This window comes from Ruminococcus sp. YRD2003 (assembly GCA_900109435.1).
In the GTDB taxonomy this organism is placed as follows: Bacteria; Bacillota; Clostridia; order Oscillospirales; family Ruminococcaceae; genus Ruminococcus; species Ruminococcus flavefaciens_G.
This window is the reverse complement of sequence record FNZT01000003.1, coordinates 137,135-156,596: the sequence shown is the minus strand read 5'-3', so window position 1 is coordinate 156,596 and position 19,462 is coordinate 137,135. Positions and strand designations below refer to the sequence as shown.

The window sequence follows — 19,462 nt, the reverse complement described above, 5'->3', positions numbered from 1 at the left end:
TTACTTGATAAGGAGGTGATTCTTTGAACAGATATGACATAGCCGTTATCGGTACAGGTCCGGCGGGGATCTCTGCTGCTATAACCGCTAAAATCCGCAATAAGAATGTGCTGCTGCTCGGGAGCAGAGATCTAAGCGCCAAAATCAGCAAAGCTCACAGGATAGACAATTACGTCGGGCTTCCCGCTGTCAGCGGCAGCGAACTCGCAGAACGTTTGAGAGGTCATCTCGACAATGTCGGAGTAAATATAACCGAACGACAAGTCGGCGCTGTCTACTCTATGGGAGACTACTTTGCTCTGCAAATCGGTGAAGAAATGCTTGAAGCGACTTCAGTCATAGTCGCTACAGGTGTAGTACAGGCAAAAGCCCTTGAAGGAGAGGAAAAGTTTCTCGGTCGGGGAGTAAGCTACTGCGCGACCTGTGACGGGCGTCTCTATAAAGGTAAAACTGTTGCAGTTCTCGGATACAGCGCAGAATCGGCAGAAGAGGCGTTATACCTTTCGGAGATAGTCGACACTGTTATTTATTTCCCTATGAACGATGAACTGCCCGAAGAACGAAGCAATATAAAAATCATACGTGAGAAGCCGCTCGCTATCGTCGGAGACAACACTGTTACCGCACTAAAGACCGAAGCAGGTGAACACAAAACATCCTGCGTATTCGTGCTCAGAGATGCTATAATGCCGGATAAGCTGATACCCGGTGTCGAGACTGACGGTGCCCATATCAAGGTCGACATAAATATGAAAACAAATATAAACGGGCTTTTTGCCTGCGGGGATATAGCAGGAAAGCCTTATCAGTATATCAAAGCCGCAGGGCAGGGGAATATCGCCGCACTTTCAGCGATAACCTACCTGAATTCAATAAAGAAAGAGGTATGAATTATGATAAACGAGATCAAAAACAACGATTTTGATGCAGTTGCAAAAGCTCAGACAGCTGTCGTTGACTTCAATGCAGCATGGTGCGGACCTTGCAGGATGCTTGCCCCTATTTTAGAGGAACTTTCGCAGGAGTACAGCGATATTCCTTTCTACGCCTGCGACGTTGACGAGAATATGGAGCTTGCAGTGAAATATGGCATACAGAGTATCCCCGCTGTTGGATTATTCAAGAACGGACAGCTCGTGAATATGGCAGTAGGTTTCCGTCCAAAAGACGCTATGAAAGCGCTCATAGAGTCAGTAAAATGAGCGGAAAAGACTACGAATGCCTGAAGCTGAGCAATCAGCTCTGCTTCCCGCTGTATGCCGCGGCAAGAAGCGTGACCTCAATGTATACGCCATATCTGGCTCCTCTCGGACTTACCTACACACGCTACATCGTATTTCTTGTACTATGGGAAAATGACGGTTTGACTGTCGGTGAGATATGCAGAAGGCTTATGCTCGACAGCGGTACAGTCTCGCCTATACTCAAAAAAATGCGCGAGCAGGGCTATATCGAGAAGCGGCAAAGCAGTGATGACGAGCGCACATTCATCATCAATCTGACCGAAAAGGGACAGGCTCTCCAACAGCAGGCAAAAGACATACCACAGAAGGTCGGAGGCTGTATGAAGCTCAGTCCCGAAAAGGCAAAACAGCTTTACGATCTGTTGTATGAACTGTTAGACAATGAGACTACCGATACGAAAGGGGAATAACTGTGAATATTTACGATTTTACCGTGAAGGACAGAATGGGAAATGACGTAAAACTTAGTGAGTATCAGGGAAAAGTGCTGCTTATAGTCAACACTGCAACAGGCTGCGGCTTCACTCCGCATTACGAGCCTCTTGAGGCTATGTACCGCGACCTCCGCGATAAAGGCTTCGAGATACTCGACTTTCCCTGCAACCAGTTCGCAAATCAGGCTCCGGGGAGTGAGGATGAGATCCATCAGTTCTGTAAACTTAAATTCGGAACCGAGTTTCCTCAATTCGCAAAGATAGACGTTAACGGAGAGAATGCCGCTCCGCTGTTTGCTTATCTCGCCGCCGAGAAACCATTTGAAGGATTCGGCAAGGGCATCAAAAATGTCGCGCTGAACAAGTTCGCTGAGATGAACAACAAGAAATTCGGCGATCAAGCTTATATCAAGTGGAATTTCACTAAGTTCCTCATCGCCAGGGACGGCAGTGTAATTGCCCGTTTTGAGCCGACAACAGAGATGGATGACGTCAGAAAGGCTGTTGAAGCAGCATTATAATCAATATGACCTCAATAACGCTCTCAGGCGCTCATTGCCTCTAAATAAAATCATCGGCAGCAATTCTAAAAGTATTGCTGCCGATTTTTATGGTCTTCATTCAGAAACTTTTGCTTGATTTTTACTCTAAAATGGTGTATAATAGATTAATTGGTGTAAGTTAAAACTGCTTTCAAGAAAAGAAGGATGATAATGGAAAAAGAAAACCAGAATCCGCTGGGATACGCTTCTGTTACGAGGTTAATGCTCAAATTCGCTATCCCCAGCATTATCGGTATGCTCGTGAGTGCTCTCTACAACATCGTAGACCAGCTTTTCATCGGACAAGGCGTCGGCACAAACGGAAACGCCGCAACGAACATAGCGTTCCCGTTCTCAACGGCGTGCATGGCGTTAGCATTGCTGCTCGGCATCGGCGGAGCTTCGTGCTTCAACCTTACCCTCGGGCGCGGTGACAAAAAACGTGCGGGATTTTTCGCAGGGAATGCAATAACAATGCTCATCCTCAGCGGTATTGTCCTTTCGGCAATAACCCTTGTATTTCTCACACCTCTGCTCAAATTCTTCGGTTCGCCAGACGATGTACTTCCATACGCTCAGGAATATGTCAGAGTTACAGCATTGGGCTTCCCGTTCCTCATTCTCACAACAGGCGGCGGACACATAGTCCGCGCAGACGGCAGCCCAACGATCACGATGATTTGTAACCTGACAGGTGCAGTGATAAACACTGTCCTTGATGCGTTGTTTGTGCTTGGCTTCAAATGGGGGATGAACGGTGCAGCCGCAGCTACTGTTATCGGACAAGTAGTATCTGCTGTGATCGTGCTTGTGTATCTGCGTCACTTCAAGACTGTAAAGCTTACGACTGATCATTTCAAGCCGCATTTCCCGACAGTAAAACGCATCGCTACTATAGGCATGGCTTCGTGCTTCAATCAGCTTGCTATCGCAATCGTGCAGATAGTCCTCAACAATTCACTCAAACATTACGGTGCACTTTCAATATACGGCGAAAAAGAACCTCTTGCAGTCGCAGGTATCGTTATGAAGGTCAATATGATTGTATTTTCGATAGTTATCGGACTTGCACAGGGAACACAGCCGATAGAAAGCTTCAACTACGGCGCGCGCAAATACAGCCGCGTGAAAAAGGCGTACATTCTTGCCATAGTCACAGGCGGAGCTATCTCCCTCATTGCGTTTGTGATGTTCCAGCTCTTCCCGCGCCGGATACTCTCAGTCTTTGGTGAAGGCAGCGAGACATATTTCGAGTTCGGAGTCAAATTCTTCCGCATATTCCTGTTCTTTACGTGGGCTAACTGCCTGCAGCCGATCACCTCAACTTTCTTCACATCAATAGGCAAACCGATAAAAGGCGTATTCCTCTCTATGACGAGGCAAATGATTTTCTTTATGCCGTTTCTTGTTATAATGCCAATGATTTTCGGGATCGAAGGGATCGTGTATACAGGCCCCATCGCCGATGTATTATCAGCAATAGTCGCGATAACAATGGCTCTGTTCGACTTCAGGGCAATGAATAAGCTCGAAGCAAAGGAAGGAGTTCCCGCATGATACAGGATATCACTGAAAAACTTGATAATTCCTATGTCCCCGATGCAGTCCCGTCTGTGAACGATACTCTGTTTTGCTTCCGCGGCATGGATGTCCTTGCGAGCGATGATATGAACTGTCCTTTTCCGACTATCGGTAAAGTCGAATGCTCTGACCAGCCTATCTATCTTTTTTCGATAGGCAGCAGACGCTTTTTCCTCACACTTGATGACGATGCACAAGCACCGGATAAATACCGCTATGTCAGCGTCCGGGCGCTCCGCAGACATCCTGATGCTTTAAAAAAAGAGCTCTACGCCTTGTTTACTGCATTCCACCTTTACAAGTGGTACTCCTCAGGCAGATTCTGCGGCTCGTGCGGAGCTCCCACAGCCCCCGACAGCAATGAACGCGCCCTGCGCTGCACGAAATGCAGCGCAATAGAATATCCGAGAATAGCTCCTGCCGTTATAGTCGGCGTAACTAACGGCGACAAGCTCCTTGTGACCCGCTATGCAAAGGGCAGGGGAGTCGGCTTTGACGCCCTTGTTGCAGGTTTCTCCGAGATCGGCGAAACACTTGAACAGACCGCAGAGCGCGAGGTAATGGAAGAAGTGGGATTACACGTGAAGAATCTCCGCTACTACAAATCGCAGCCGTGGGGACTTTCGGGAACTATGCTCGCGGGTTTCTACTGCGACGTGGACGGTGATGATACGATAACCCTCGATGAGACAGAACTGAGTTCCGCAATTTGGACCAAACGAGAGGATATCGTCGGGCAGCCCGACGATATGAGCCTTACCAGCGAAATGATGAAGATTTTCCGCGACGGAAAAGATTGAACAGTTTTTTTCGTCGCAGATATTGCATTTTGTCCGAACTTATGTTATAATATTATTTGTTTACTGGGGTATAGCCAAGCGGTAAGGCAACAGACTTTGACTCTGTCACGCGTGGGTTCAAATCCCGCTGCCCCAACCAGCGTCAATCGGGCATCACAGCTCGCAAAGCTGCTCGAAAGCTCGCTTATTATTGATCGTTTGCTCTCGCGAGCCTGAGTCACAATACGTTTTGACTTTTTTATCCTTAATTCTATATCCTCATTTGATCGGGAGGTTACCTAAATGAAGCGCAAGGACTATATAACTTGGGACGAATACTTCATGGGCATCGCTACACTCTCCGCGGAGCGAAGCAAGGACAACAATACTCAGGTCGGCGCGTGTATCGTCAACGACGAACACAAGATCGTTTCCGTCGGATATAACGGTATGCCAACAGGTTGCGACGATGATGATATGCCATGGGAACGCGAAGGTGACTCTGTCCTTGATACGAAGTATCCGTTTGTATGCCATGCGGAGTTAAACGCCATCCTTAACAGCAGTGCAAGCTCTCTGAACGGCTGTACGCTTTATGTTACGCTTTTCCCGTGCAATGAGTGCGCAAAAGCCATTATACAGTCAGGGATAAAAAGAGTGGTATACTACAGCAATAAATATGACGGTACAGACAGCGTAACTGCCTCCGCGATGCTTTTTGACAAGTGCGGAGTAAAGGCTGAACAGTACGAACCAACAGGAAAGAAAATCGAACTTGATATGTAACAGCCTTATGGCTGTTACTTTTTATTTATATCAAAGTTAGTGTGATATAACAAAAGATTGATGTACTTTTGTCAAAACACCTTGATTCAAAGGCTTAAATGTTGTATAATAAATTTGTATGTGAGAGAACGGCTGGACGGCGTTTGGCGTTAGGACAGGCTTCTCTTATAATATCTGAAAGGAGTATTTATAATGATCTATTCTCACGAAGTTGAAACAATGTGCCCTATCGCACAGGGCGTTGCTCACGGCGCTGCTCCCATTCCTGAGGAAGCAAAGTGGGTCAAGGCTAAGGAGATAAAGGATATCTCAGGCTTCACACACGGTATAGGCTGGTGCGCACCCCAGCAGGGTACCTGCAAGCTCACTCTCAATGTTAAGGAGGGCATTATCCAGGAAGCTCTCGTTGAGACTATCGGCTGCTCGGGTATGACACACTCCGCAGCTATGGCTGCTGAGATACTCCCAGGCAGAACTATCCTCGAAGCTCTTAACACCGACCTCGTTTGTGACGCTATCAACACAGCTATGAGAGAGCTTTTCCTCCAGATAGTTTACGGTCGTTCACAGTCTGCATTCTCTGAGGGCGGTCTCGTTATCGGCGCAGGTCTTGAGGATCTTGGTAAGGGTCTCCGTTCACAGATCGGTACTACATACGGCACACTCGCTAAGGGTCCCCGCTACCTCGAGCTCACAGACGGCTACATCACAGGCGTGGCTCTCAACGAGGACAACGAGATAATCGGCTACAAGTTCGTAAACTTCGGCAAGATGATGGACTTCATCAAGGGCGGCGACGACGCAAATACTGCCTTCGAGAAGGCACAGGGTCAGTACGGCAGAGTTGACGACGCTGTTAAGATCGTTGACCCCAGAAAAGAATAAGGAGGACTTGTACAATGGCTTTATTTGAATCATATGAGAGACGTGAGAAGCAGATTCTCGCTGTTATCAAGGAATATGGCATCAACTCTATCGAAGAGTGTGCTGAAGTTTGCAAGGCTAAGGGTCTTGACATCTACAAGCTTGTTGAAGGCATCCAGCCTATCTGCTTCGAGAATGCTAAGTGGGCTTACACTGTAGGCTGTGCTATCGCTATCAAGAAGGGCTGCACAAGAGCTGCTGACGCTGCTGCTGCTATCGGAGAGGGCCTTCAGGCATTCTGCATTCCCGGTTCCGTTGCTGACCAGCGTAAGGTTGGTCTCGGTCACGGCAACCTCGGCAAGATGCTCCTCGAAGAGGACACAGAGTGCTTCGCATTCCTCGCAGGACACGAGTCATTCGCTGCTGCTGAGGGTGCTATCGGTATCGCTGAAAAGGCAAACAAGGTTCGTCAGAAGCCCCTCCGCGTTATCCTCAACGGTCTCGGCAAGGACGCTGCTCAGATCATCGCTCGTATCAACGGCTTCACATACATCGAGACAGAGATGGACTACGCTACAGGCGAAGTTAAAGAAGTATTCCGTAAGGCTTATTCCGACGGTCTCCGCGCAAAGGTAAACTGCTACGGTGCAAATGACGTTCGCGAGGGCGTTGCTATCATGTGGAAGGAAAACGTTGATGTTTCCATCACAGGTAACTCCACTAACCCCACGCGTTTCCAGCACCCCGTTGCAGGCACCTACAAGAAGGAGCGCGTTGACGCAGGCAAGAAGTACTTCTCGGTTGCTTCCGGCGGCGGTACAGGACGTACCCTCCACCCCGACAACATGGCAGCAGGTCCTGCTTCCTACGGTATGACTGATACTCTTGGACGTATGCACTCCGACGCTCAGTTCGCAGGTTCTTCATCCGTTCCTGCTCACGTAGAGATGATGGGTCTCATCGGTATGGGCAACAACCCCATGGTTGGTGCAACAGTTGCTTGCGCAGTTGCTGTTGAAGAGGCTATGAAGTAAGATATATCATATAAAAAAGGGCAATGATTAATTCATTGCCCTTTTTTATATGCATTATGGGATAGTTCCGATATTGACATTTATAGGTATTCATGGTACAATAAACTCAGTAATTTGTATTATTAGGAGGCAAAATACAATGTATTGTCACAAATGCGGGTATAAACTACCCGATGGCTCCAACTTCTGCAACAATTGCGGCACTGCGTTGAACGGTAATGAATCTGCTAATTATTTGCAAGCACATTCTTCTCGTTCAATTGAAGATGAAAAAAAGCAGCTTATGGTCAATATAAAAGGCAGCTTTTCAGTAATGTCCGCAATAAAAGAACAGGAAATAAAAATACAAAAGTACTCACATAAGGCAGGCAAAGCAGGAAAATATTGCAGATTTAGGTGTTTTTTCTTTTTTAGCCTGATTGGATTCTTTACAGGCTATATTTATGGTGCAAGCAGAGCAAAACTTGATTGTAGTTTTAATTGGATTCGATTTTTCTTATGTGTATGGATAGGGTCAATTATCTTCGGCATTCTTTTTGTATCGTTTTTTAATAGAATCAAGAAGATAAATCTTAAAAAATGCAATGAAGAGACAGAAGTGCTTGAACAATTGAAAAGCGACATTGCTCTTTCGTGGCTTCCGTATGATTATCGCGACAGTGAATCCTTTGCATATATCTATTTGTATATCCGTAATCTACGTGCTCATACGCTGACTGAGGCAATAAATCTGTACGAAACTGAAAAGCATCAGCATCGCTTAGAGCAAATAAACCATATGGTTGCAAAATATACAGCGGAAGCAGCAAGAGCTGCAAACAGAGCAGCCACTGAGGCGTCTGATGTTGCATTTTTCATGCTATTTAAATGATTTTTTCATAGATTAAAAAAGGCAGTAAGTCATCAACTTACTGCCTTTCGTTTATTTTTCAGCGGCTATCTTCTCAACAGCTTCATCGAGCCAGTTGCCCTCAAAGAGCTCGATTGTACCGTTGTCACAGTGTTTTGCGAGGTCGGTGCATATAGGGAGCTGCGCCAGCACAGGGATATCGTGCTCCTTGGCGATCTCCTCAATGTGGCTGTCGCCATAGATCTTGTGGCGCTTGCCGCAGTCGGGACATTCAAAATAGCTCATATTCTCGATGATCCCGAGAATAGGGATATTCATCAGCTTAGCCATTTTCACTGCCTTCTCTACTATCATAGAAACGAGCTCCTGCGGAGAAGTTACGATGACTATACCGTCAACAGGTATGGACTGGAACACCGTAAGCGGAACGTCGCCTGTTCCGGGAGGCATATCCACGAAGAGATAGTCGATATCCTTCCAGATAACGTCAGTCCAGAACTGCTTTACTACTCCCGCAATGACAGGCCCGCGCCATACGACAGGGTCGCTCTCGTTCTCAAGGAGGAGGTTGATGGACATAACGTCGATACCCATTTTGCTCTTCTGGGGGATTATTCCGAACTCGCAGGCATCAGCCTTCTCGTGTATGCCGAAAGCCTTCGGCACAGACGGACCTGTGATATCAGCATCGAGTATACCTACATTCTTGCCGAGCCTCTGCATTGATACAGCAAGCAACGACGAGACCATTGTCTTACCTACGCCCCCCTTACCGCTGACAACACCGATGACTTTGCCGATATTACTCATCTGATTGGGCTTTTCGATGAGGCTCTGAGGCTCTTTTCTGCTTGAGCAGTCGCTGCCGCAGGTAGAGCAGTCGTGTGTACATTCACTCATTTGAATTACTCCTTTAAATGTGATGATATTATTATACCACAATAATGTAGAAAAAGCAACATCCACCGTAATAAACCGCTGTTTTATCAAGAGATGATGCTATAACAGCAGCACACCGCAGTGTTATCTGTACTTGTATACAGTTGCTGTCTCGAAGCCGTCAAGCAGGGTAGTCATGCTGCCGAACGCCATACCCGTTCCCTTTGCTACACAGTTTATCGCGTCCTTGGCAATATTGCAGTTGATACCGAGAGTACGCTTGATGAGCTGCGGCAGACCTCCGAGCAGAGCGCCTCCTCCTGTGAGCAGCAGACCGTTATCATAGATATCGCCTACAAGCTCCGGCGGAGCATCCTCGAGCACCTTGCGTATAGCTTCCATAATGGCGAAGGTGTCGTCCTCAATAGCCTTGAAGAGGTCTATTTCACTGAGCTGAACCTGTGCAGGCAAGCCCTTCAGCAGGCTTCTTCCCTTGACCGTATATGTTACCTCATCGTTAGGGTCATAGAGGTTGCAGAGCTCTATCTTGACTTTCTCGGCAGTGCGCTCGCCGATGAGGAGCTTGAACTTGTTCTGCATATACTTTATGATGGAGCGGTCGATGGCGTTGCCAGCAGTCTTTATCGTGTGAGATGTAACTACACCGTTCATGGAAACGATAGCTACATCCGTGGTTCCTCCGCCGATATCAACAATCATGTGCCCCTTTGCTTTTGTGATGTTCACTCCCGCACCTATCATAGCAGCGATAGGCTCCTGTATGAGATAGACCTGCCGTGAACCTGCGCTCTTTGCAGCATCGACTACAGCACGGCTCTCAATGTCGGTGATGAACGAGGGGATACAAATGATTATTCTCGGCTTGAGGAGCTGATGTCCCGTGACTTTGAGTATAAACTCGCGTATCATACTGTGAGCAAGGTCATCGTCCGAGATAACTCCGTCGCACACAGGCCGTGCAACGCATATGTATTCGGGATTCCGTCCTATCATTTCATAGGCTTCCCTGCCGACAGCAAGCACGCGTTCAGTCCGCGTATTATAGGCGATAACTGACGGCTCACTGAGCACGACGCCCTTCTTGCCCATAGTCATAACGATATTCGAGGTACCGAGGTCGATACCGATATCAGTATTTGCCATATCATCTATCCTTTCTTTCAGTTGCTTTTCAGCATATCTCTCAGGCAGGTATACCGCCTTGTTCTCTTATTGTTGTCCACCATCTGCTGTATCTTTTCTTCCGAGCCGATTAGTATAAGGAGCTTTTTAGCACGTGTGACCGCCGTATACAGCAGATTACGATAACTGAGTTTCTCAAAACCGCTCATGACGGGGATTATCACCGCCTCGAACTCGCAGCCCTGACTCTTGTGTACGGTAATAGCATATGCGAGGTCAAGCTGAGAGAGCGTATCGAATGGATAAGAAGCGATACGTCCGTCGAAATCCACACTCGCAGACTGGGTAGGGTAGTCGATAGCCACAATCTTGCCGATATCGCCGTTGAAGATGCCTGCTCCTTGTTCGTCGCCTTTTTTCCACACGATGTCGTAGTTGTTGCGGGTCTGCATCACCTTGTCTCCCGTACGGTATATGTAAACAAAGCCGCGGTACTCATTCTTGCCGTTTTCTGCGGGATTGAGCTTGTCCTGCAATATCTTGTTCAGCTCAACGGTACCCACGGCACTTTTCCGCGACGGCGTAATTATCTGTATATCGTCAACAGGGGAGTAGTTGTACGCCTTAGGGAGCCTGCGCTTTGCAAGGTCGACAATTAGGTCGACCGCCTGACCGTAGTCATCACGCTTCATAAAGAAGAAGTCGCTATCCTTTCGGGTAAGGTCAGGATACTCGCCCGATACTATTTTGTGTGCGTTTGTGATGATACAGCTCTTTTTGGCTTGGCGGAATATCTCTGTAAGCTGTACCACAGGAACAACCCCACTGTAAATGATGTCCTCAAGAAGATTGCCTGCTCCGACAGAGGGGAGCTGGTGATAATCACCTACCATTATGAGCTTGCAGCCGAGTCTTACAGCGCGCAGCAGCTTCTCAAACAATACCGAATCGACCATTGACATCTCATCTATGACGAGCACATCACAGTCGAGAGGATTGTTCTCGTTATGGGCGAAAACAGGTATATCCGAATTGTCGTACACAACTTCAAGCAGGCGGTGTATCGTCTTTGCCTCGTAGCCGGTGAGGTCAGACATTCGCTTCGCTGCTCTTCCTGTCGGAGCAGCGAGCAGGACTTTGTCCCCGCGCTTCTCGAATATTGAGATTATCGCATTGAGCGTGGTAGTCTTACCTGTACCCGGACCTCCCGTCAGGACCATTAATCCGCGGGATATAGCAGTCGTTATAGCCTGCCTCTGGAGCATTTCATAGTTTATGCCCTTTTCCTCCTCCTCGATATCTATAAGAGAATCGTAGTTGAAGTCCTCGGGCGAGGTGAAGTCCTTGAGCACGTGTATCCTGTCTGCGATGAACTGTTCAGCGTAGTAGTAGTCAGGAAGATAGACATATTCACGCTCATTTTTCTTGTATTCAAACAGCTCGTTATCATCGAGAGCCGAATTATATGACTTGTAAAAATCCTTTTCGGAAATATCGAGAGCGGGAGTAGTCAGCTTCACGAGCACGTCGAGCGGCAGACACGAATGACCGTTGGCGGCATTTGCCTTGAGTATATGCTGAACGCCCGCAATAACACGGTTATCCGCATTCTTGTCGATATGCATATCGTGAGCAATTGAATCGGCTTTGTTGAAATCAAGCCCGACCGCATCATTGCAGAGGACGTATGGGTCGTGCTGAATCAGCTCTATAGCGTCTGGACCGAAATGTCTGAACGTTTTCATCGCGAATGAGGATTTGACGTCATACTGCGAAAGGAACGACATTATCAGTCTCAGTGAGAAGAGCTTGCGTGCCTCATCGGATATTTCGGCACATTTGCTTCGGGAGATACCCTTGACGGTAGCAAGCCTGTACGGGTCATTTTCTATAACATCAAGCGTATCCTCACCGAAAACGCCGACTATTCTCTTCGCAAGCGCAGGACCTATGCCTTTGATAGCTCCCGAGGCAAGGTACTTTTCTATGTTTATCACGGTATCAGGGAGCTTGTGCTCACAGTATTCCGCACGAAACTGCGTGCCGAACTTTCGGTGTGTCTCATAGCTTCCCTCGAGAATAAGTATCTCTCCCTCTTCTACTTCACCAAGTGCCCCGACAACAGTTATCAGCTCACCGCCCGCGTCGAGGTCAAGCACAGCATATCCGTTCGCACTGTTCTTATAGAGCACAGTCTCGACTGAGCCTTCGATATGCAGTACTTCCCCTGCCATTACGATTCTCCTTCCGTGGATTCATACATTATCAATTATATCATACAACAAAAAAAATTGCAACAGTTAACGACCGAATATACCGATGAAAAATATTTCCAGTTCGGAACAGGGGATATATACCGCGTCAGGCGAGCTGTGTACAAAACTGTTACAAAGCTCTGCCTGTCGCGGAGTCGCCGAATAATCCACAAGAACGACTCGTCTTCGGCCGCAGCCTTTCATCGAGAGGTATTCGAGACGCTCGGCTAACTTATCGTCCTCAGCAAATACCGGAAGGACAGATATGTACGCAGGAGCAGAGCTCGAAGGGACTGAAAGAAAAAAAGTGACAACTTCGATAAGAGATATTACCGCAAGAATGACAGCGGCTGTGATTATTATACCGTCCATATGTGACCTCCAAAGTTTTTTATATTGTATGCTTACATCGCAACAAATGACACAGAAAAGCCGAAGGCGTTTTACGCCTTCGGCTTATGAGGGTGCGTCGGACCGAATCCGTTACTGCATCTTATAAGAGTTGATCATCTTCTGGACCATACGTCCGCCGATAGAGCCAGCCTCACGAGATGTGAGGTCACCGTTGTAACCCTGCTTGAGGTTTACACCAAGCTCACTTGCAGACTCCATCTTGAATCTTTCGAGGGCTTCTCTGCCCTTCTGTGTCATTTCGCCGTTATTATTGCTATTGTTATTGCTCATTTCATTTATCTCCTTCGAGTAGAATTGTTGATGCCGTGATAGTATTATAACTCGAACGATCTGTAATATAACTGGAAATTGTCTCCTTACCGATATGATAAAGAAAAAGATGCCGCTTACTTGTTTTTAGGCAAACAGAAAAAAATGTGTTTAGCTTTTGTGTAAAAATACTCTTGATAATGATGTATAATTATGATAAAATATTTATATGAGGGGATGATATACCTTAAAAAGGCGTATCAATTAATGATCTAATATGGATATCAAAAACAGCCGTTTATGCGGCTGTTTTTGATTATCAGCAATTATCATACAAGCAAGTTCTTGTTTCACTGTCCGAACACTGACGCAACACACAATTATCACAGAATAAAGATAAAATGTTACAAAGTTATTTTTAAATCGCCACAGGTTAAAGGAGAAAACAATATGATATGTCCAAACTGCGGAAACGTTGTTGATGACAACGCTGCGATCTGCGTTCATTGCGGAACGGCAACTCCTAAAGGAATATCCCTCGGCATCGGGAAAACGCCGGAGCCTCCTGTCGACCCGAATGAACCCGCAAGCAAGGGAATGACAGCGCTCAGTTTTTTCATACCGATGTTCGGTATAATATACGGCGCTATCGAATCCGGAAAAGGTAAGAAGAAAGCCGGAAAAGCTTACCTGATCGGAGCAGTTCTCGGAATGGTATTCTGGGTAGTTGTCATAACGATTTTCACTATTCTTATGTGTGCGCTTCCGTTCATCATACTTCTTCTTTTCGGTACCACACCACAGTGACCATATTGGAGGTTTCTCCATATGATATATAATTCAGGAGGTTTATTATGATTTGTCCCAATTGTAACCACGAGGTATCAGACCTCGCAGTAGTATGCCCGAACTGTGGTGCATCTCTTAACAACAACTCATACAATACGCCCGAGACCGAACAGAAAGCTAACGGAGGTTTTATTGCTCTTTCGATATTTTTCCCGATAGTGGGCATCATACTCGGTATCATCGAGATCAACAAAGGCAACAAGTCAGTCGGCAAGAAATACCTGTGGGCAGGTATAATCGCATGGGCAGTATGGTTCCTTCTCGGATGCTGTATCAGTATTATACCCTTATTCTTCAGGTCACATTGGTATAATACGGGCTATTCGCAAGGATTTGAATATGGACTTGGAAACAATAATGCAATAGTCTCTTTATTGTTCTGAATTACAAAGCGCTCCTAAATTTCGGAGCGCTTTTTCGTATAAAAAAGGACGTTCCCGAAGGAACGCCCTTATTTTTTCATTGTTTCAGCTATTAGCCGAGCTCTGCGAAGTACTTGATAGTTCTTACCATCTGAGATGTATAAGAATTCTCGTTGTCGTACCAAGAAACGACCTGAACCTCGTAGAGACCATCACCGATCTCAGCAACCATTGTCTGAGTAGCATCGAAGAGAGAACCGAATCTCATGCCGATAACATCGGAAGAAACGATCTGATCCTCGTTGTAGCCGAAGCTCTCGGAAGCAGCAGCCTTCATAGCAGCGTTGATGCCTTCCTTAGTTATGTTAGCACCCTTTACAACAGCTGTAAGGATAGTTGTGGAACCTGTGGGAACAGGAACTCTCTGAGCAGAGCCGATGAGCTTGCCGTTGAGCTCGGGGATAACAAGGCCGATAGCCTTAGCAGCACCTGTGCTGTTGGGAACGATGTTAGCAGCGCCTGCACGAGCTCTTCTGAAATCGCCCTTTCTGTGAGGACCGTCAAGGATCATCTGATCGCCTGTGTAAGCGTGGATAGTGCTCATGATACCGCTCTGGATGGGAGCATAGTCATTGAGAGCCTTAGCCATGGGAGCAAGGCAGTTTGTTGTGCATGATGCAGCAGAGATGATCTTGTCATCCTTTGTGAGAGTCTTCTCGTTTACGCTGTAAACGATTGTAGGAAGATCGTTGCCTGCGGGAGCAGAGATAACGACCTTCTTAGCACCTGCATCGATGTGAGCCTGAGACTTGTCCTTAGAGCAGTAGAAGCCTGTGCACTCGAGAACAACGTCAACACCGAGTGTACCCCAAGGGCAGTTTACAGCGTCCTTCTCAGCATAGATCTTGAGAGTCTTGCCGTCAACTGTGATAGTACCTGCCTCGTCATCAGCAGTTACAGTGTGGAGATTCTCACCGATCTTACCGCAATAGCCGCCCTGAGCTGTATCATACTTGAGGAGCTGAGCGAGCATAGAGGGCTTTGTAAGGTCGTTGATAGCAACTACCTCGTAACCTTCAGCATCAAACATCTGTCTGAATGCAAGACGGCCGATACGACCGAAACCATTAATAGCAACTTTAACTGACATGGGAAAATACCTCCTAAAAAATTTATATTTATATTATAACTCACTCAGGATAATTTTGCAAGTGGTTAGATAAAAAATTATCAGGAAATCTTATAAACTTGCAGTTTGCACAAAAAGAGCTTTGATTTGTTGTTAATTATTACGTCATAATAATTGCCAGAAAAGCTATTCCATTTTGTGAAAAAATGTTGTATAATACTATAATGAGGGAGGTGTTGAAATTGAGCGATAACCAACTGACCGATTTATTTAACAATCCATTGATCAAAGATTATTTAGCTATGAACGATGAGCTCATACGGCTTGTTGCTACCACCATTTCAGCGGAAAGCGAGCTTATCAATAATAAGGCGACCGAAGGTGCTGCGCTTGAAAAAGAGACAGAAACAATAATCGCCATGTGCGGACGTCTTATGCAGATATCCGAACTGTATTCCATGCTCACAGGCGTTATCAAGGGGACACCCTCGCTTTGTACGGTTGAGTTAAACGAATTTCTCAACAGCTTTATTAAGAAATGCGGCGACATACTTGACGGATTGTGCATATTTGAATCAGTATCATCTGATATACATTTTATTAACACCTCAAAGGATATTCTTACCTATATTCTGCTCTCGTATATCAGGACAGCCATTCTCAACGGAGCGAAAAAGATACGGCTCGAATACGGAGTTTCAAACGGAATGGTCTGTGTAATCGCAAATGTTATAGACAGCAAAAGACAAAATCATATTTGTTACGGCGATTTTTCATACTCTTACAACGATGATATCCTAAAATTCCTTGCAGAGCGTATCAGCGCAGAATATAGCGGTTCAGAGAGCGGAATGACGCTTTCGTTTATCGAGAACATTGTCTCCTCGGATTCCGAACTCCATTCCATCGAACTCGGATACGAATCGCAGCTTTTCTCCCAATACAGAATCATGCTCGGAGACCTCCCGACAAGTTTTGATGATAAGTGACCTATATAATTGTTGAAATAATGTTGAAATATAGCGCTATATAAAAAAACTATGAACAATTATCATTTTGTTCATGGGGTAGTAGCATTTTTTTGTTGACATTATGCAAAAACTGTTGTATAATGTATTTGTAAGCTTATGTCTGTAGGGCTGATCACGCCCTTTTTGAGACATTATCTATCATTTTTTGGAGTGTGAAAAAAACGGAACACTTAGAGATCGAAAGAAAATTTCTTGTTGAATACCCTGATACCGATATCCTCGACGTCAGGCGCAGCGCCTCAATATTACAGACCTATCTTTCAAATGGCGAGGGCGATTCTCAGCGTCGTGTAAGAAGGATCATCGAGAACGGCTTTATCACCTATAAGTATACAGAAAAGCACTTCTGTTCTGCGTCGGTACGTGTGGAAAACGAACGTACCATCTCTGCCGACGAATACGCTGAGCTTTTAAAACAATCAAAGGGCGTTCCTGTCGACAAGACACGCTATGCTTTTGATTATATGGGGCAAATGTTTGAGCTTGACTGCTATTCCTTCTCCGACAGATTCGCTATTCTGGAACTTGAACTGCTCCGTGAAAAGCAGCGTATACTTTTTCCCGATAACATCAATGTGCTGCGTGAAGTAACCTCCGACCATGCCTACTCTAATGCGGCACTCGCTGACGCAGGCGCATTTCCCGATGAACGAAAGGTGGAGTGCTGATGGCTGAGAAGATAGTAACAGTCGAAAGCAACGAGCAGCTTTCTGCGCTGTTCGGTCAGCTTGACGGCAATGTTGCCAATATAAAGAAACAGTATGACGTCAACATCGTCAGCAGGGACGGCAATATCAAGGTCATAGGCGATGAACCTTCCGCAACCGATGCCGCTAAGGCTGTTGAAGCTTTGCTTAAAATGAGCGGACGCGGACAGCCCCTGAGCGAACAGACTATACGCTACGTCACTTCTATGGTCGCGGACGGTATCGAGCAGCAGCTCGAGGAGCTCGGCGGCGACGGTGTTTGTATGACTTCCTCGGGCAAGATAGTTCGTCCGAGAACAGTAGGACAGAAACGCTACCTCGATTCAATAAAGAATAATACGATCGTGCTCGGAATAGGGCCCGCAGGTACAGGTAAAACATATCTTGCCGTGGCAATGGCTGTCAAAGCTTTTCGCGAGCACAAGGTCAAGAAAATTATACTTACACGTCCTGCTGTGGAAGCAGGCGAGAAGCTCGGCTTCCTCCCGGGCGATATGCAGGACAAGGTTGATCCGTACCTCCGCCCGCTGTATGACGCGCTTTTCGATATGTTCGGAGCTGAAAGCTTTGCACGATATATGGAAAAGGGCATTATTGAGGTCGCACCGCTCGCCTATATGCGCGGACGTACCCTCGATGAGGCATTCATCATTCTCGACGAAGCGCAGAATACCACTTCTGAACAGATTAAAATGTTCCTGACGCGTCTCGGCAGCGACAGCCGAATGGTGATCACAGGCGATATTACGCAGATCGACCTTCCCGATGCGCGAAAATCAGGACTTGTAGAAGCTATGAAGATACTCAAGGGTATCGAAGACATAGATATTCACAGATTCACTGAAAAGGATGTTGTACGTCATAAACTCGTACAAGACATCATCAAGGCATATGAAAAATTTAACGAAGGGAGAAAAAATCATGCCTAAGCTTAAGGTATACGTTAGAAACAATCAGTCAGAGGTGAAAGTCCCCGTCGGCATCCGTCTTCTTATAAGAAGATGCTGTCAGGCTGTCCTTACGACTGAGAACTTCGGCAAGGATGCCGAGGTCAGCGTTTCCTTTGTAAGCAACAATGAGATCAAGAACCTTAACAAGATCTACCGAAATAAGGATAGTGTTACCGACGTCCTTTCCTTCCCGCTCACTGGTGAGGACGGAACTGTCGAGGTCAATCCCGAAACAGGAGCGGTACAGCTCGGAGATGTTGTTATATCGCTCGAAACAGCTGTTAAGCAGGCTCAGAACTTCGGCCATTCGCTCGAACGCGAGATAGGATTCCTCACAGTTCATTCAATGCTCCATCTGCTCGGTTACGACCACGAAACAAGCCAGCTCGACCAGCGCATAATGAGAGAAAAAGAAGAATCTGTCCTCGAGAAACTCGGTATTTCACGCGACGTCACTTTCGTTACACAGGGAGAAAACGACTAATGCCGAGAACAGCTTTCGTTACTATCGCAGGACGCACCAACGCAGGAAAGTCTTCACTTCTTAACGCTATGGTAGGCGAGAAGATAGCCTCCGTCAGCAGTAAGCCACAGACTACCCGCACCCGTATCACAGGCATACGCAACATAGACGATGTTCAGCTTGTATTCTTTGATACCCCCGGACTCCACAAGCCCGTGAACAAGCTCAGTGAGCATATGCTCAATACGGTCAAAGAATCGGTAAGCGACATTGACGCCGTCATATTCGTGCAGGACTGCACCAAAAAGATAAATGAGCAGGAGCTCGCTCTTCTGAATTCTCTCAATGTCTCGAAGATGCCTGTCATACTCGTCCTCAATAAGATAGACCTTCTGAAGAATATGGACGAGCTCGCACCCGTTATCGCGGAGCTGACTTCAAAGTGCGACTTCAAAGCTGTCATTCCCGTAAGCGTCACCGAAAACAACGGTGTCGACATCGTACTTGATGAGCTCATCGGACTTTCAGAAGAATCAGTTCATTTTTTTCCCGATGATATGATAACCGACCAGCCCGAGAAGGTGCTCGCCGCAGAGATGATACGCGAGAAACTCCTTGAACTCCTGAAAGACGAAGTCCCACACGGCATAGCTGTCGGTGTAGAGGAGATGACCGAGCGCGATGACAAGGATATCCTCGATATCTCGGCAGTGATCTACTGTGAGCGGGAATCACATAAAGGTATAGTCATCGGCAAAGGCGGAGCGATGCTGAAAAAGGCTTCGACTGCCGCAAGAATAGAGCTCGAAGACTTCTTCCAGATAAAGGTCAATCTGAAATGCTGGGTAAAAGTCAAAGAAGATTGGCGCAACCGTGAAGGTCTTATCCGAAGCTTCGGACTTTCAGACAAATAATTA

23 protein-coding genes and 1 tRNA gene are annotated in these 19,462 nt (G+C 46.6%); 18 read left to right on the top strand and 6 right to left on the bottom strand.

The features are described 5' to 3' along the window. Nucleotides 1–23: 23 nt before the first annotated feature. From BMX22_RS00765 to BMX22_RS00715, 11 genes are all read left to right on the top strand, one after another. Nucleotides 24–890 (top strand): NAD(P)/FAD-dependent oxidoreductase, encoded by an 867-nt coding sequence (locus BMX22_RS00765; RefSeq protein ID WP_074740024.1) that lies wholly within the window; start codon nucleotides 24–26, stop codon nucleotides 888–890. 3 nt (nucleotides 891–893) lie between these two features. Further along, nucleotides 894–1,202 carry a thioredoxin gene (trxA, locus tag BMX22_RS00760; RefSeq protein ID WP_074740023.1) on the top strand — a complete coding sequence of 103 codons (309 nt, stop codon included), beginning with the start codon at nucleotides 894–896 and terminating at the stop codon, nucleotides 1,200–1,202. Next, a complete protein-coding gene (locus BMX22_RS00755; protein ID WP_074740022.1) occupies nucleotides 1,199–1,654 on the top strand; it encodes a MarR family winged helix-turn-helix transcriptional regulator in 456 nt (151 codons plus the stop codon). Before trxA ends, BMX22_RS00755 begins: the two co-directional genes overlap by 4 nt. Nucleotides 1,655–1,656: 2 nt before the next feature. Next, a complete protein-coding gene (locus BMX22_RS00750) occupies nucleotides 1,657–2,199 on the top strand; it encodes a glutathione peroxidase (protein WP_074740021.1) in 543 nt (180 codons plus the stop codon). Nucleotides 2,200–2,391: 192 nt separating this feature from the next. Next, the gene (locus BMX22_RS00745; RefSeq protein ID WP_074740020.1) at nucleotides 2,392–3,777 is read left to right on the top strand and encodes an MATE family efflux transporter; all 1,386 of its coding nucleotides are present in this window, start codon (nucleotides 2,392–2,394) and stop codon (nucleotides 3,775–3,777) included. Beyond that, a complete protein-coding gene (nudC, locus tag BMX22_RS00740; protein WP_074740019.1) occupies nucleotides 3,774–4,601 on the top strand; it encodes an NAD(+) diphosphatase in 828 nt (275 codons plus the stop codon). The genes BMX22_RS00745 and nudC overlap by 4 nt, the downstream gene beginning before the upstream one ends. Nucleotides 4,602–4,665: 64 nt before the next feature. Then, nucleotides 4,666–4,740 (top strand) — tRNA-Gln (locus BMX22_RS00735). Nucleotides 4,741–4,883: 143 nt separating this feature from the next. Further along, on the top strand, nucleotides 4,884–5,366 hold the full coding sequence (locus BMX22_RS00730; protein ID WP_074740018.1) for a deoxycytidylate deaminase: 483 nt from the start codon (nucleotides 4,884–4,886) through the stop codon (nucleotides 5,364–5,366). Nucleotides 5,367–5,558: 192 nt separating this feature from the next. Next, entirely contained in the window at nucleotides 5,559–6,251 is a 693-nt protein-coding gene (locus BMX22_RS00725) for an iron-sulfur cluster assembly scaffold protein (protein ID WP_074740017.1), read from the top strand. Nucleotides 6,252–6,265: 14 nt separating this feature from the next. Beyond that, on the top strand, nucleotides 6,266–7,264 hold the full coding sequence (locus tag BMX22_RS00720; protein ID WP_074740016.1) for a GGGtGRT protein: 999 nt from the start codon (nucleotides 6,266–6,268) through the stop codon (nucleotides 7,262–7,264). A gap of 139 nt (nucleotides 7,265–7,403) precedes the next feature. Then, a complete protein-coding gene (locus tag BMX22_RS00715; protein WP_074740015.1) occupies nucleotides 7,404–8,135 on the top strand; it encodes a zinc ribbon domain-containing protein in 732 nt (243 codons plus the stop codon). A 51-nt stretch (nucleotides 8,136–8,186) separates the two neighbouring features. On the opposite strand, the gene BMX22_RS00710 is transcribed toward BMX22_RS00715, so the two are convergent. The 5 genes from BMX22_RS00710 to BMX22_RS00690 all read right to left on the bottom strand — a co-directional run bounded on the left by BMX22_RS00710 (nucleotide 8,187) and on the right by BMX22_RS00690 (nucleotide 13,075). Further along, nucleotides 8,187–9,014: an Mrp/NBP35 family ATP-binding protein gene (locus BMX22_RS00710; protein ID WP_074740014.1), complete on the bottom strand. Its 828-nt coding sequence runs from the start codon at nucleotides 9,012–9,014 to the stop codon at nucleotides 8,187–8,189. 123 nt (nucleotides 9,015–9,137) lie between these two features. Next, a complete protein-coding gene (locus BMX22_RS00705; protein WP_074740013.1) occupies nucleotides 9,138–10,157 on the bottom strand; it encodes a rod shape-determining protein in 1,020 nt (339 codons plus the stop codon). A 17-nt stretch (nucleotides 10,158–10,174) separates the two neighbouring features. Continuing rightward, entirely contained in the window at nucleotides 10,175–12,370 is a 2,196-nt protein-coding gene (locus tag BMX22_RS00700) for an ATP-dependent RecD-like DNA helicase (protein ID WP_074740012.1), read from the bottom strand. A gap of 66 nt (nucleotides 12,371–12,436) precedes the next feature. Next, a complete protein-coding gene (locus tag BMX22_RS00695; RefSeq protein ID WP_074740011.1) occupies nucleotides 12,437–12,763 on the bottom strand; it encodes a hypothetical protein in 327 nt (108 codons plus the stop codon). Between the two features lie 111 nt (nucleotides 12,764–12,874). After that, nucleotides 12,875–13,075 (bottom strand): alpha/beta-type small acid-soluble spore protein, encoded by a 201-nt coding sequence (locus BMX22_RS00690; RefSeq protein ID WP_074740010.1) that lies wholly within the window; start codon nucleotides 13,073–13,075, stop codon nucleotides 12,875–12,877. A 429-nt stretch (nucleotides 13,076–13,504) separates the two neighbouring features. Here BMX22_RS00690 and BMX22_RS00685 point away from each other — a divergent pair, with 429 nt between their 5' ends. Beyond that, a complete protein-coding gene (locus BMX22_RS00685) occupies nucleotides 13,505–13,861 on the top strand; it encodes a zinc ribbon domain-containing protein (protein WP_074740009.1) in 357 nt (118 codons plus the stop codon). Between the two features lie 47 nt (nucleotides 13,862–13,908). Further along, a complete protein-coding gene (locus BMX22_RS00680; RefSeq protein WP_074740008.1) occupies nucleotides 13,909–14,286 on the top strand; it encodes a zinc-ribbon domain-containing protein in 378 nt (125 codons plus the stop codon). Nucleotides 14,287–14,377: 91 nt separating this feature from the next. On the opposite strand, the gene gap is transcribed toward BMX22_RS00680, so the two are convergent. Continuing rightward, a complete protein-coding gene (gene gap, locus BMX22_RS00675) occupies nucleotides 14,378–15,415 on the bottom strand; it encodes a type I glyceraldehyde-3-phosphate dehydrogenase (protein WP_074740007.1) in 1,038 nt (345 codons plus the stop codon). A gap of 221 nt (nucleotides 15,416–15,636) precedes the next feature. Between gap and BMX22_RS00670 the strand changes: the two genes are divergently transcribed. The 5 genes from BMX22_RS00670 (at nucleotide 15,637) to era (ending at nucleotide 19,459) form a co-directional block, all read left to right on the top strand. Next, a complete protein-coding gene (locus BMX22_RS00670; protein ID WP_143055450.1) occupies nucleotides 15,637–16,383 on the top strand; it encodes a hypothetical protein in 747 nt (248 codons plus the stop codon). 194 nt (nucleotides 16,384–16,577) lie between these two features. Continuing rightward, the gene (locus BMX22_RS00665; protein WP_074740005.1) at nucleotides 16,578–17,093 is read left to right on the top strand and encodes a hypothetical protein; all 516 of its coding nucleotides are present in this window, start codon (nucleotides 16,578–16,580) and stop codon (nucleotides 17,091–17,093) included. Further along, the gene (locus BMX22_RS00660; protein WP_074740004.1) at nucleotides 17,093–18,061 is read left to right on the top strand and encodes a PhoH family protein; all 969 of its coding nucleotides are present in this window, start codon (nucleotides 17,093–17,095) and stop codon (nucleotides 18,059–18,061) included. Before BMX22_RS00665 ends, BMX22_RS00660 begins: the two co-directional genes overlap by 1 nt. After that, nucleotides 18,054–18,566 (top strand): rRNA maturation RNase YbeY, encoded by a 513-nt coding sequence (gene ybeY / locus BMX22_RS00655; RefSeq protein WP_074740003.1) that lies wholly within the window; start codon nucleotides 18,054–18,056, stop codon nucleotides 18,564–18,566. Before BMX22_RS00660 ends, ybeY begins: the two co-directional genes overlap by 8 nt. Then, a complete protein-coding gene (gene era, locus BMX22_RS00650; protein WP_074740002.1) occupies nucleotides 18,566–19,459 on the top strand; it encodes a GTPase Era in 894 nt (297 codons plus the stop codon). Before ybeY ends, era begins: the two co-directional genes overlap by 1 nt. The last annotated feature ends 3 nt before the right edge of the window (nucleotides 19,460–19,462 follow it).